Origin of the sequence: Peribacillus sp. NPDC076916 (assembly GCF_050269675.1) — a bacterium.
GTDB lineage: Bacteria > Bacillota > Bacilli > Bacillales > DSM-1321 > Peribacillus > Peribacillus aracenensis.
Map to the genome: position 1 here is coordinate 1 of NZ_JBNNIU010000029.1, position 13,082 is coordinate 13,082.

At 40.7% G+C, this 13,082-nt stretch carries 13 protein-coding genes, 1 tRNA gene, 1 rRNA gene, 1 other RNA gene and 1 other annotated feature; of the genes, 12 read left to right on the forward strand and 4 right to left on the reverse strand.

What is annotated here, in order from left to right; translation table 11 throughout:
• Window positions 1-74 (forward strand): 5S ribosomal RNA (gene rrf / locus ACQKFG_RS27970); the annotation flags it as partial.
• A 79-nt stretch (window positions 75-153) separates the two neighbouring features.
• Here the strand turns inward: rrf and ACQKFG_RS27975 are convergent.
• Window positions 154-1,119, reverse strand: a complete 966-nt coding sequence (locus ACQKFG_RS27975) for a YaaC family protein (RefSeq protein WP_427564349.1) — start codon at window positions 1,117-1,119, stop codon at window positions 154-156.
• A gap of 111 nt (window positions 1,120-1,230) precedes the next feature.
• Between ACQKFG_RS27975 and guaB the strand changes: the two genes are divergently transcribed.
• The 4 genes from guaB (at window position 1,231) to ACQKFG_RS27995 (ending at window position 6,046) form a co-directional block, all read left to right on the forward strand.
• Entirely contained in the window at window positions 1,231-2,694 is a 1,464-nt protein-coding gene (guaB, locus tag ACQKFG_RS27980) for an IMP dehydrogenase (protein WP_063236531.1), read from the forward strand.
• A gap of 173 nt (window positions 2,695-2,867) precedes the next feature.
• Entirely contained in the window at window positions 2,868-4,187 is a 1,320-nt protein-coding gene (locus ACQKFG_RS27985; protein ID WP_228467585.1) for a D-alanyl-D-alanine carboxypeptidase family protein, read from the forward strand.
• Window positions 4,188-4,256: 69 nt separating this feature from the next.
• Window positions 4,257-4,481, forward strand: a binding site (T-box leader).
• A 63-nt stretch (window positions 4,482-4,544) separates the two neighbouring features.
• Window positions 4,545-5,822 carry a serine--tRNA ligase gene (gene serS, locus ACQKFG_RS27990; RefSeq protein ID WP_192207383.1) on the forward strand — a complete coding sequence of 426 codons (1,278 nt, stop codon included), beginning with the start codon at window positions 4,545-4,547 and terminating at the stop codon, window positions 5,820-5,822.
• A gap of 131 nt (window positions 5,823-5,953) precedes the next feature.
• Window positions 5,954-6,046 (forward strand) — tRNA-Ser (locus ACQKFG_RS27995).
• Between the two features lie 121 nt (window positions 6,047-6,167).
• Here the strand turns inward: ACQKFG_RS27995 and ACQKFG_RS28000 are convergent.
• The 3 genes from ACQKFG_RS28000 to ACQKFG_RS28010 all read right to left on the reverse strand — a co-directional run bounded on the left by ACQKFG_RS28000 (window position 6,168) and on the right by ACQKFG_RS28010 (window position 8,201).
• On the reverse strand, window positions 6,168-6,839 hold the full coding sequence (locus tag ACQKFG_RS28000) for a deoxynucleoside kinase (protein WP_251438163.1): 672 nt from the start codon (window positions 6,837-6,839) through the stop codon (window positions 6,168-6,170).
• Window positions 6,817-7,476 (reverse strand): deoxynucleoside kinase, encoded by a 660-nt coding sequence (locus ACQKFG_RS28005; RefSeq protein WP_141994800.1) that lies wholly within the window; start codon window positions 7,474-7,476, stop codon window positions 6,817-6,819. Before ACQKFG_RS28005 ends, ACQKFG_RS28000 begins: the two co-directional genes overlap by 23 nt.
• Before the next feature lie 179 nt (window positions 7,477-7,655).
• Window positions 7,656-8,201: an isochorismatase family cysteine hydrolase gene (locus ACQKFG_RS28010; RefSeq protein ID WP_192207384.1), complete on the reverse strand. Its 546-nt coding sequence runs from the start codon at window positions 8,199-8,201 to the stop codon at window positions 7,656-7,658.
• Window positions 8,202-8,341: 140 nt separating this feature from the next.
• On the opposite strand from ACQKFG_RS28010, the gene tadA reads away from it, so the two are divergent.
• The 7 genes from tadA to ACQKFG_RS28045 all read left to right on the forward strand — a co-directional run bounded on the left by tadA (window position 8,342) and on the right by ACQKFG_RS28045 (window position 12,739).
• Window positions 8,342-8,848, forward strand: coding sequence for a tRNA adenosine(34) deaminase TadA (gene tadA, locus ACQKFG_RS28015; protein ID WP_427564353.1), 507 nt, complete (start codon window positions 8,342-8,344; stop codon window positions 8,846-8,848).
• A 145-nt stretch (window positions 8,849-8,993) separates the two neighbouring features.
• Window positions 8,994-9,258, forward strand: an RNA gene (gene ffs / locus ACQKFG_RS28020) — signal recognition particle sRNA large type.
• Between the two features lie 184 nt (window positions 9,259-9,442).
• Window positions 9,443-11,131: a DNA polymerase III subunit gamma/tau gene (dnaX, locus tag ACQKFG_RS28025; protein WP_192207386.1), complete on the forward strand. Its 1,689-nt coding sequence runs from the start codon at window positions 9,443-9,445 to the stop codon at window positions 11,129-11,131.
• Between the two features lie 21 nt (window positions 11,132-11,152).
• The gene (locus tag ACQKFG_RS28030) at window positions 11,153-11,470 is read left to right on the forward strand and encodes a YbaB/EbfC family nucleoid-associated protein (protein ID WP_076373267.1); all 318 of its coding nucleotides are present in this window, start codon (window positions 11,153-11,155) and stop codon (window positions 11,468-11,470) included.
• 60 nt (window positions 11,471-11,530) lie between these two features.
• Complete coding sequence (gene recR / locus ACQKFG_RS28035; protein WP_034316264.1) at window positions 11,531-12,127, forward strand: recombination mediator RecR; 597 nt, start codon at window positions 11,531-11,533, stop codon at window positions 12,125-12,127.
• 20 nt (window positions 12,128-12,147) lie between these two features.
• Window positions 12,148-12,366, forward strand: a complete 219-nt coding sequence (locus ACQKFG_RS28040; RefSeq protein WP_063236519.1) for a YaaL family protein — start codon at window positions 12,148-12,150, stop codon at window positions 12,364-12,366.
• Between the two features lie 103 nt (window positions 12,367-12,469).
• The gene (locus tag ACQKFG_RS28045; RefSeq protein WP_427564356.1) at window positions 12,470-12,739 is read left to right on the forward strand and encodes a pro-sigmaK processing inhibitor BofA family protein; all 270 of its coding nucleotides are present in this window, start codon (window positions 12,470-12,472) and stop codon (window positions 12,737-12,739) included.
• The last annotated feature ends 343 nt before the right edge of the window (window positions 12,740-13,082 follow it).

Genomic DNA, 13,082 nt, shown 5'->3' on the forward strand with positions numbered 1-13,082 from the left:
AACACGGCAGTTAAGCTCTTCAGCGCCGATGGTAGTTGGGGGTTTCCCCCTGTGAGAGTAGGACGCCGCCAAGCCATTTCAAAGATCAGCCATCCAGCTGGTCTTTTTTCGTCATTCGGGGCAGATCAATCGACCAATTGGATGTTGGAAGGATCAAAAGTGGAACCTCTCCGACTTAATCCATTCAAATATTAAAAATGGCACCTTAGCTTGGCTTATTTTAAGGAATTGCACAATGCAAGGGTAATCATCATTGGGCATGGTTTTCATCAGTTCTGCCCACCATTCTGTTTCATAACGAGCTATTATGCTAAGGTTATAAGAAATCAAATAATGGATCAAAAGTTCAGGTAATGAAAAAGCTGACGAATCTTTATTGAGTGATAGCATGAACTGTCTTTCCGCCAAATTATACCGTATTGGGGAAGAAGCATTATGAAAAGGAATGCCATCAGTTTTAAAATGCAGTGTCCCAGGCGCTTCTGAAATACTGTAAACTTTATTCGTTTTAGCTTTCAAAAATTCCTCCATTCGACTGCTGGACATTTGATAGCTATCCAATGTCGTTGAGGGTAGTTGAAAACCATTCGAAGAGGGTAACATGGTGACGAAATTTTTCTTGGAAATGGACCATGTAAAATTTTGCATTTCCGGTATTTCCTTTATCAGCGTTCCCATGGAAAATTTTTCACCCTCCAAATGCTTGATATGAAATAACTTCTCGGCAATGCAAGTGAATAGTCCGTTCTTTTGCGTTTTAACTTCGTCCTTTAAAAATTCATATTGTTGTTTTTTCTTCTTTCTCGTAGTAACCCCATGGGCAAGCATCGAGGTTGATTCCGGATAGTTGGGATCGATCGTGAGCAGACAAGCCTTTAACAATTGGGCGAATCCATAAAATGTTAGGATCGGTTGTATGGAAAGTGGTGCAATGGCAGCCTGATTATAATAAGTTTTAGCATGTTCAAGATGGTAAATAAATGGATAACAATTATCATAACTTTTTATTTCCGCTTCTGCTATTTTTTCATGCGTGTAACATTTTTGTAAAAAAAGTTGTGAGGAAGATGCGGAAAAAAAAGGTGTATATTTATCGAAATTATCATTGTTTTCAGGCATTGCAGCGATCCTCCGAATTAATAGAATAATCAAACTTTTATTTCTCTTCTTGACAGTAGTATGTCCTATTGATAACCTACAAATAATATTTTTAAGCAGGAGGGGAAAATAATGTGGGAAAATAAATTTGCAAAAGAAGGTTTAACCTTTGATGATGTCCTATTAATTCCAGCGAAATCAGAGGTTTTACCGAAAGATGTTAACCTTCAAGTCAACTTAGCTGAAAACTTAAAGCTCAACCTTCCTATCATCAGTGCAGGAATGGATACCGTGACAGAAGCTGAAATGGCAATTGCCATGGCTCGTCAAGGCGGATTAGGTATCATTCATAAAAATATGTCTATTGAAGCACAAGCTGAACTGGTGGATAAAGTAAAACGTTCAGAAAGTGGTGTAATTACCGATCCATTTTTCTTAACGCCGGATCACCAGGTATTTGATGCAGAGCATTTAATGGGTAAATATCGCATTTCGGGTGTTCCTGTAGTCAACAATATAGAGGACCAAAAACTTGTGGGTATCATTACAAACCGTGATTTGCGATTTATTTCCGATTTTTCCTTGAAGATTTCCAGTGTCATGACTGTAGAGAATCTGGTCACAGCGCCAGTGGGAACTAACTTGGAACAAGCAGAGAAGATTCTTCAAAAGTACAAGATTGAAAAGCTTCCCCTTGTTGACGATAATGGAGTCCTTAAAGGACTTATTACGATCAAGGATATCGAGAAAGTCATTGAGTTCCCGAATTCGGCGAAAGATAAGCAAGGAAGATTACTTGCAGGTGCTGCAGTCGGAGTGACTAAGGATACAATGAAGCGTGTTGAAATGCTAGTTAAGTCCCATGTCGATGCAATTGTACTTGATACTGCTCACGGTCATTCAGAAGGCGTTCTTGAAATGGTGAAGGAAATCCGCGGGACATATCCTGAATTGACGATCATTGCCGGTAATGTGGCAACGGCTGAAGGGACTAAAGCACTGATTGAAGCGGGTGCCGATGTAGTCAAAGTTGGAATCGGACCAGGGTCAATCTGTACGACAAGGGTTGTAGCTGGTGTAGGTGTTCCACAAATAACGGCAGTTTTCGATTGTGCGACAGAAGCAAGAAAACATGGTAAAACGATCATCGCTGATGGCGGAATTAAATACTCTGGTGATATCGTTAAAGCCTTGGCTGCAGGCGGACATGCAGTAATGCTTGGCAGCATGCTTGCAGGTGTAACTGAAAGCCCAGGCGAGACGGAAATTTTCCAAGGCCGCCGTTTTAAAGTGTATCGGGGTATGGGCTCTGTTGCTGCAATGGAAAAGGGATCTAAAGATCGTTACTTCCAAGAAGATAACAAGAAATTCGTACCGGAAGGCATCGAAGGGCGCCTTCCATATAAAGGACCTCTTTCAGATACCATTTTCCAACTGATTGGCGGCATTCGCTCAGGTATGGGATATTGCGGTACAGCCACATTGGAAGAGTTGAGGGAAAACTCTCAATTTGTCAAAATGACCGGTGCCGGGTTAAGAGAGAGCCATCCTCATGATGTCCAAATTACCAAAGAAGCACCGAACTACTCAATGTAATGAATTTAACATATAATCGTCATTAAAATTTATTATTAAAATAGACAGAGTCTGCGATTACTCTGTCTATTTTTTTTATTTTTTCTGTGATAAACTAGACAAGGTGTCAAGGGAATTACATAAAGTTTCTTCTATGTTATAGAGATTAGCTTAAAAGTTGGAGGTATTGGAAATTGAAAAAAATCAGCAAGATGACCCTCATTTTCACTTTTGTTTTAGTTCTTGTTATGTCGCAATTTGCCTATCAACCGGGGGAAGCTGTTGCTGAATCTGATAATTTAGGTTTAAAAGCAGAGGCAGCCATCGTCATTGATGGTGTAACAGGACAAATCGTGTATGAAAAAAATGCCGATAAAGTATTAGGGATTGCATCCATGTCTAAAATGATGACCGAGTACATCATAATGGAGTCAATCGAAAATGGGAAAATCAGTTGGGATCAAAAAGTTAAAATAAATAAATACGTACATGACCTTTCAAAAGCACCCAATTTGTCGAATGTTGGGTTAACAGAAGGTGAAGATTATACAGTTAAGGAACTATATCAAGCTATGGCCGTCTATTCCGGAAATGCGGCAACAGTAGCTTTAGCACAGTTGGTTTCCGGAAGTGAAAAGAGCTTCGTTAAGTTAATGAACGAAAAAGCAAAGGAATTAGGTTTGAAACACCATAAATTCGTTAATGCCAGCGGTTTGAACAACTCCGATTTATTAGGACAGTATCCTTCCGGTAATGAAGATGATGAAAATATCATGACAGCAAAAGATACTGCCCTTCTTGCTTATCGTTTAATAAACGATTATCCGGAAGTGTTAAAGATCGCCAGCATTCCTAAATTGAAGTTCCGCGATGGAAAAGAATATCCGAACTTCAACTGGATGTTGCCAGGTCTGATATTTGAATATAAAGGCGTAGATGGACTAAAAACGGGTTCTACTGACTTTGCCGGTTATGGACATACAGGGACGGTTATCCGAGACGGTCAGCGCTATATCACGGTGGTTATGAAGTCCACTAATAAAAACGAACGTTTTGCAGATAGCACTAAGCTTATGAACTATGCTTATGCAACCTTTAAAAAGGAAAAAGTCCTTCCAGCCAATTACCAGGTGAAAGGGAAAGAAACACTTTCAGTAGTAAAAGGTAAGGAAAAAAACGTTAAGATCCAATCTGAAAAGGCAATCGAGCTACTTGTTGAAAATGGTGAGAAAGATAACTATAAAACAGATTTAGTGATCGATAAAAAGAAATTGAATGACGATGGCAAGCTTACTGCACCAATCAAAAAAGGTGAAAAGCTAGGTTACATCACAGTCACTCCTAAAAAAGGAGAAGATTACGGGTACATTAACGGCGATCCGGTTAAGGTGAACGTCGTAGCTGCTGAATCTGTTGAAAAGGCAAACTGGTTCGTATTATCAATGCGAGCGGTTGGCGGATTCTTTGGTGACGTATGGAGCAGTGTAGCTTCTACTGTTAAAGGCTGGTTTTAAGTTTCGCGTATAAAACGGTTGCGTAATGTATAAAATTATAGTACATTATGGAAAACAATCTGATTATATAAGAAAGCAATGACAGGATATAGTAACAAGTACTTCTTTCTATAGAGAGCCGATGGCTGGTGGAAATCGGTGTGAGAGTTTTGTGAATCCCTCCTGGAGCAGAGTATGGAAAGCCTTTTGGGTCAGTAAATACTTTCGGTTAAAAGCCGTTATCGAGATAAGTGGTAGGCGTTTTTCATACGCCTTCAACTAGGGTGGCAACGCGGGTTAACTCTCGTCCCTTCTTCAGGGGACGGGAGTTTTTTGCGTTCTTTGATAAATCAACGAACTATTAAGGAGGAACTGAAAATGTTGGATTTGAAATATGTAAGGAATAATTTTGAAGAAGTGAAGCGTGTATTGCAATTTAGAGGAGAAGATTTGACCGATTTAGGTAAATTCGAGGAACTGGATGTAAAGCGTCGGACTTTGATTGCTGATACGGAAAAGCTGAAAAGCCAAAGAAACGAAGTTTCACAGCAAGTGGCCGTATTGAAACGGGAAAAAAAGGATGCAGATCAGTTGATTGCCGAAATGCGTGAAGTTGGTGACCGTATCAAAGGGTTCGATGATGAACTTCGTGAAGTGGAAGCCCAGTTAGAAACATTACTTCTTTCCATTCCGAATATTCCGCATGAAAGTGTGCCTGTTGGTGAGACGGAAGACGATAATGTCGAAATCCGTAAATGGGGAGAGTTACCGGAATTCAAGTTTGAACCGAAACCACACTGGGATGTAGCTGGAGATCTAGGCATCCTGGATTTTGAACGGGCAGCAAAAGTGACCGGAAGCCGATTTGTATTTTATAGGGGTCTTGGTGCTCGATTAGAGCGTGCTTTAATTAGCTTTATGTTGGACCTTCATGTTGAGGAACACGGATATGAAGAAATGCTGCCGCCATATATGGTGAACCGTGCAAGCATGACGGGAACAGGTCAATTGCCAAAATTCGAAGAGGATGCTTTCCGTATCGAAAGTGATGATTACTTCTTGATTCCTACAGCCGAAGTCCCGGTGACAAACTTCCATCGTGATGAAATCATGAGCACGGACGATCTGCCGATAAGCTATGCGGCATACAGCGCTTCATTCCGTTCAGAGGCAGGATCTGCTGGTCGTGATACCCGCGGGTTAATTCGTCAGCACCAATTCAATAAAGTTGAATTAGTGAAGTTCGTGAAGCCGGAAGATTCTTATGCAGAATTGGAAAATCTCACAGGTCATGCCGAAAAGGTCCTTCAATTGCTAGGCCTCCCATACCGAGTGCTGAGCATGTGTACGGGAGATCTTGGATTCACTGCTGCTAAAAAGTATGATATCGAGGTTTGGATCCCGAGTTATGGGACGTACCGAGAAATTTCTTCTTGCAGTAACTTTGAAGCATTCCAGGCTAGACGGGCCAATATCCGCTTCAGACGTGATGCAAAAGGCAAACCGGAACATGTCCATACTCTAAATGGGTCAGGTCTGGCAATCGGCCGTACAGTCGCTGCACTTTTGGAAAATTTTCAGCAGGAAGATGGCAGTGTTATCATTCCTGAAGTATTACGTCCATATATGCGCGGTGTGGAAGTCATTAAACCGTAAGTTAAAAGGAATCAGCTTCTGATTAAAGAGGCTGATTCTCCTTTTTATCTAAGTTTGAAATTATTTTAAAAAAACTTTATAGAGGGCTTGACTTTAATTTTAATTCCATGTAATATAATAAATGTTGATACGGAGGTATACCCAAGTCCGGCTGAAGGGATCGGTCTTGAAAACCGACAGGGGAGTCAAATCCCGCGGGGGTTCGAATCCCTCTACCTCCTCCATAACTTATTAATAACCACAGCGCATAAATTGGATATCGATAAATTCCGTTACAGATATGTAACGGAATTTTTGTTTTCTAATATATTAAAAAACCACCGGATAACCGGTGGTTTTTCTGTTTTACACATTTCGCAATAACTTGGTTTGCTCCATATATTCGGCAATCCGTTTTATAAGAGGTTCGATGCTTGCTTCATTTTGCATAAGGTCATATTCGTTTATATTTAACCGAAGGACAGGGCAGGCGTTGAATTGATCGATCCATTCTTCGTAACGGCCGTGCATTTCCTGCCAATATTCAATTGGGGTATGCTGTTCCATTGGACGGCCGCGCTCTTGGATCCGGTCGAGGATATCATCCAGCGAACCTTCGAGATAGATAAGTAAATCAGGGTGCGGGAAGTATGGCGTCATTACCATGGCGTTGAAAAGGCTTGTATAAGTTTCGTAGTCCACATCATTCATCGTGCCTTTTTCATAATGCATTTTTGCAAATATCCCGGTGTCTTCATAAATGGAACGGTCTTGGATAAAACCGCCGCCATATTCGAAGATCTTTTTTTGCTCTTTAAAACGTTCAGCGAGGAAATAGATTTGCAGGTGGAAACTCCAACGATTAAAATCATCGTAAAACTTATCCAGATAGGGGTTCGTATCAACCTTTTCAAAGGATGTCCTGAATTGAAGGGCATCGGCTAAAGCATTGGTCATGGTCGATTTTCCTACGCCAACCGTCCCTGCTATCGTAATGACAGCGTTGTTTGGAATATTATATTTCTTTCGTAAGTTCATTTGACTTGACTCCTTTGTGCAGGGCATTCTCTATTTGGCTGATTATCGTTTTCAAATCATCCTTGTTCCCGACAAAATCCAGCTCATCTCCGTTGAATGTAAGAACAGGTATGTCAGGGTGCTGTTTCTCAAATGCTTCCATGAACGTTCGATAATCCGCGGATAACTGCTCTAAATAAATGGAGGATATATTTTTTTCGAATTCACGACCTCTTTTGCCGATTCGGGAGATAAGAGTATCAAGACTTGCATTTAAATAAATCACCATATTAGGTTTAGGCATATCACGTGTTAAAATATTGAATATTTCAAGGTACTTATTGTATTGTCCGTTCTTTAACGTTCGTTCAGCAAATATCAAGTTCTTGAATATATGGTAATCAGCCACCACGGCTTGGTTATTAGTAAGATACTTTTTTTCGATATCTTCCAATTGTTTATACCGGTTACACAGAAAAAACATTTCTGTTTGAAAGCTCCACTCATCAATATCTTTATAGAATTTCCCGAGAAATGGATTTTCATCTACAATTTCCTTCAATAATGAAATTTGAAAATGATCTGCGATAACTTTTGCAAGTGATGTTTTTCCCACGCCGATTGGACCTTCGACGGTGATAAATGGGGTGGATTTCATCCAATCTGTCCTCCTTCATGAGGTATCAAGCTGAAATTCCCGGTTATTAGGTTTTTCGCCAAGAGATATTGTATCACAGACTTGGGACTTTAGTGATATTTTTGTCAGGTTGATAAAGAAAGAGAATGAAAGATTGTTTATTGGAGGTGGTATGAGGTTAGTCCCTTATTCGATTGTGCTTAAAAGTCTTCACCATCTTTTATGGATGCCTTGAGAACATGGTTCATCATCTTTAATGCGTAATGATTATCTTCCTTTGATGCAGAAGCGATGCAATCCTTCGGAATCCATAATTTATATTCCCGCATATAGGCGTCATTGGCCGTGAATAGCACGCAGATGTTGCCAGCTATGCCGGTAATGATCAGTGTTTCCACGTTTAAACGTTTAAGTAGTGTATGGAGTGCCGTCCCATAAAATGCAGAATGTTTGGGCTTGATGAGAAAGAATTCGTCCTGTTGAGGTTTTATCCTTTCGATTAATGAGGCATTTCCTTCATTTTTACATTTATCAATAATTTTATCGAAGTCAGCCTGCCATAAATCATAATGGTCGTTGATATAAATGATTGGAAAACCTTTTTCTTTCATTTGCTTTTTTAATTTCAAAATCGGATCGACGATAAGTTTCGTATGTTCAAGGAGCATATTCCCGTATTTGAAATCAAAATCATTGATCATATCAATGATAAGCAATGCAAAAGAAGGTGATTCAGGTCGATTCATGGTATATCCTCCTATATTGTGAGAATTTACTTGCAGCAATTAGGCCGCATGCGTTACTATTCATTAGAACAAGTAGTATGACCTTTATTTTTGTCTTATATTTGTCTGTTTACTCCTACTTTATATGAGGGGGTTTTTTTATGAAGGATGATGTTTATTACATGAATTTAGCTTTAAAGGAAGCAGAAAAGGCGCAGATGTTGAAAGAAGTGCCGATTGGCGCTTTAATCGTAATAGATGATCAAGTTATTTCGACAGGGCATAACCTGAGGGAAACGGAACAGAATGCGACGGCACATGCGGAGCTGCTTGCGATCAATGAGGCTTGCAAGGAACTTGGCAGTTGGCGCCTTGAAGATGCGACATTATATGTGACGCTGGAACCCTGTCCCATGTGTGCTGGGGCCATCTTGCAATCTAGGGTGAAAAGGGTTGTTTTTGGAGCGCATGATCCAAAGGCTGGCTGTGCGGGGACATTCATGGATCTACTTCAAGATGAACGTTTTAACCATCAATGTGATGTAACAAGCGGTGTATTAGGCAAAGAGTGCGGCTGGATATTGACTTCTTTTTTTAAAGAGCTTAGGGATAGAAAGAAAACTTTGAAAAGAGAGCAAGCACTCAAGATTGCTGAAGAAAATAAATAGGGAAAAACGAATGTTGAAAAAAAGGTTTGCTTCGTTTGATAAATTTGGAATCAAACTGTTCATGAACAACACTTGCGTTTTTTTTGTTACCTTAGTATAATGAATTATGCGTCGTCATGACGCTGTGAAATTGGTATTACTTTTGCCGTGCTAGACGGGGAGGTAGCGGTGCCCTGTACTCGCAATCCGCTCTAGCGAGGTTGAATCCCTTCTCGAGGTTAGCATTCTGTAGGGCCTGCCTTAAGTAAGTGGTGTTGACGCCCGGGTCCTGCGCAATGGGACTCCATGAACCATGTCAGGTCCGGAAGGAAGCAGCATTAAGTGGAAGTTCTCATGTGCCGCAGGGTTGCCTGGGTCGAGCTAACTGCTTAAGTAACGCTTATGGTTGCTAATCGACAGAAGGTGCACGGCAGTTAATTTACATAAACAAAAAACTCATTCGTATCGGGTGGGTTTTTTTTTTATGCCAAGAAGGTAAAGTGCTTGGTACTCTTGAAAAAAATGAGGCAATGATGAAATTTCTTTTTAGACTTTGAAATTAAGGAAATCAGTAATGTATAATAAACAAGATGGAGAAAAGAAGGAGGGATTTCCGTGGGGTATCAAGCATTATACCGGGTGTGGCGGCCACAACAATTCATTGATGTAGTCGGGCAGGAACATGTAACGAAAACGTTGCAGAATGCCTTGGTCGGGCAGAAAGTTTCGCATGCCTATTTATTTTCCGGTCCACGTGGAACAGGGAAAACAAGTGCTGCCAAAATTCTAGCAAAAGCAGTGAATTGTGAGCATGCCCCGATAAGTGAGCCCTGTAACGAATGTGCTACCTGCCGCGGAATCACCGATGGTTCCATATCAGATGTTATAGAAATTGATGCAGCATCCAATAATGGTGTCGAGGAAATCCGTGACATTCGTGATAAGGTTAAATATGCTCCTAACGCGGTTACATATAAAGTTTATATCATCGATGAGGTACATATGCTTTCACAAGGGGCTTTCAATGCGCTTTTAAAGACATTGGAAGAACCTCCGAAGCACGTGATTTTTATATTGGCGACGACTGAACCTCATAAGATTCCACTAACGATCATTTCCCGTTGCCAAAGGTTTGATTTTAAAAGGATCCAGCCTCAAGATATAGTTGGCAGGATGTCACAAATCATTGAAGAAACAGGTGTTTCATGTGATGAACAAGCCCTGCATATCATTGCGAGGGCAGCAGAAGGCGGGATGCGAGATGCACTAAGCCTTCTTGATCAAGCGATATCCTTCAGCTCGGAGACGGTTACTGTGGAAGATGCATTGACTGTCACCGGCTCTGTGTCACAGGCATTTTTAAGCCGGCTGGCAAAAGCCATATATGATAAAGAAGTAGCGGTGGCACTTGAAGTCCTTGAAGAATTGTTGGCCATGGGAAAAGACCCGGCTAGGTTCATAGAAGACATGATTTATTATTTCCGTGACATGCTTTTGTATCAAACGGCACCGGCACTGGCAGAATCCTTCGAGCGTGTTTTAATAGATCCCCAATTTAAGGAATTGGCAGAAGTCATCTCTTCTGAATCGATTTACTCCATTATTGAAAGCTTCAATCAAACACAGCAGGATATGAAATGGACAAATCATCCAAGGATTTTCCTTGAAGTTGCACTTGTGAAGTTATGTAATGAGCAAAGGCCAAATCAAAGTGATAACGGGCAGCTTCAACAGCTGCTGCAGAAGATAGAAGATTTAGAGAAGAAATTACTTGAAATGCAGAAAAACGGAATCCCGGCAGCCATGACGGAAAAACCTGCAGAGCAGGCTAAGGCGCAAAGGGCCGTTAAAAAAGCGTATAAAGCACCTGCAGGAAAGATCAATCAAGTTTTGAAACAAGCTACGAAGCCAGATCTTAATGCTGTAAAAAGTAAGTGGGGGGAATTGCTTGAACAGTTAGGTCAGCAAAACCAAAAATCATTGGCAGCTTTATTAACGGAGGCAGAACCTGTTGCTGCGTCTACTGAAGCTTTTGTGGTAAAATTCAAATATGATATTCATTGTCAAATGGCAATGGAAAATAACCGTTTCGTGGAAGTGATAGCCTCGATCATGCAGCAATTGACCGGACACCGAATGGAGATAGCTGGAGTTCCGGAGAGCCAGTGGCAAAGGTTGCGGGAGGATTTCATATCGACACAGCAGTTCGACGGTCCAGAAGAAACGGAATCAAAAGAAGAAGACCCCTTTATAGCAGAGGCTAGAAAATTAGTCGGCGATGATTTACTTGAAATTAAAGAATAATTGGAGGTAAGAAGAATGGGTATGCGCGGCGGTAATATGCAGAACATGATGAAACAAATGCAAAAGATGCAAAAGAAGATGGCAGAGGCACAGGAAGAATTAGGTGAAAAAAAGGTTGAAGGAACCGCTGGCGGCGGAATGGTGACAGTCATCGTGACTGGACATAAAGAAATAGTCGATGTAGTCATCAAACCGGAAGTGGTCGATCCGGATGATATCGATATGCTTCAGGATTTAGTCCTGGCTGCGACTAACGATGCTTTGAAAAAGGCGGAAGAACTGACAAACCAAACGATGGGACAATTCACTAAGGGAATGAACCTTCCGGGTATGTTTTAAGCAAGTTCAAAAGAAACTTCCATTCAGGGGGTTTCTTTTGAAATTTTTAGGAGGAATTCGATGCATTATCCAGAACCAATTTCCAAGCTCATTGACAGTTTTATGAAATTGCCGGGGATTGGTCCTAAAACGGCTGCTCGATTAGCCTTTCATGTATTAAGCATGAAGGAAGATACTGTTTTGGATTTTGCAAAAGCACTTGTTAATGCTAAGCGGAATCTTATGTATTGCTCAGTCTGTGGTCATATTACAGATCAAGATCCCTGTTATATCTGCGAAGATCAAAAGAGGGACAGAAGTTTGATTTGTGTGGTTCAGGACCCTAAAGATGTAATAGCTATGGAAAAGATGAGAGAGTTCAATGGTTTATACCATGTACTGCATGGCAGTATTTCCCCGATGGACGGAATCGGTCCGGAAGATATAAATATTCCTGATTTATTAAAGCGCCTGCAAGATGAAACGGTGCTGGAGGTAATTTTGGCTACTAATCCTAACATTGAAGGTGAAGCGACAGCCATGTATATTTCGCGGTTGCTTAGACCATCAGGCATCAAAGTGACCCGAATTGCCCACGGACTTCCTGTTGGCGGAGATTTGGAGTATGCGGATGAAGTGACGCTATCAAAAGCAATAGAAGGAAGAAGAGAAATATAAGATAGCTGGGAGGACTTCACTTGTTCTTTCGTAAAAAAAAGAAACTTCGGAATGAATTCAATGATTCATTAATCGAAGAGCTTGAACATTTGAAATGGAATTGGCATAATCAAAAATCATTACTCGAAAAAAGCGTTGATCCATCTGAGGAAGTAATCGCCCAAACGAGACTGGCGGAAGTGAAATATTTCTACTTATTCAGGGAAGTTAAAAGAAGGAATGTCCGCTTAAAAAGATGATAAGGAAATGGCTGTGAAGGATTGCTGATCCTCATGGCCATTTTTTTCGGTTCTTAATCCAACGATTTCTTCATATAAGTGTAGTACAAGCTTGCGGGGAGGAATGAGTTTGGAACCAGTTGTCTTTGTTGCCGTAATTGGCGGCCTGATTGTAATGCTCCTCATTATCGGGGCGCCATTAAGGCCTGTCCGGTTTATGGGGCAGGGGATTATAAAGGTCATTATCGGTGCAGCATTTTTGTTCTTTTTGAATACACTTGGGAATCAAGCTGGCATTCATGTACCCATCAACCCTGTTACCTCGGCAGTCGCCGGCCTGCTTGGGATACCGGGAGTTGCCGCTTTGGCGGCCATTGGTTATTGGATCATTTAAAGGATATTGCGTCGAAGTCATTCTGATGAAAACCCCAAGGGATATCTCCTTGGGGTTTTCATCATGCTATAGTTTTTTTTAAAAAAACAAATTAAACCATTGACGATAACTCTTTAACCTGATAATATATTAGGAGTCGCCAATAACGACATCATCAATTGCTCAATCGAAAAACAATTTGAAATAATTGTTGACATTAGATTGAGTGAGTGATAAGATTATAAAGTCGCTTACGAAGTAACGACAATAAAATTGCTCTTTGAAAACTGAACAAAACAAAGCGCCAACGTTAAATTTTAAGTGAGCACACACTATTAAAAAAGCAAATGAGCAAGTCAAACAT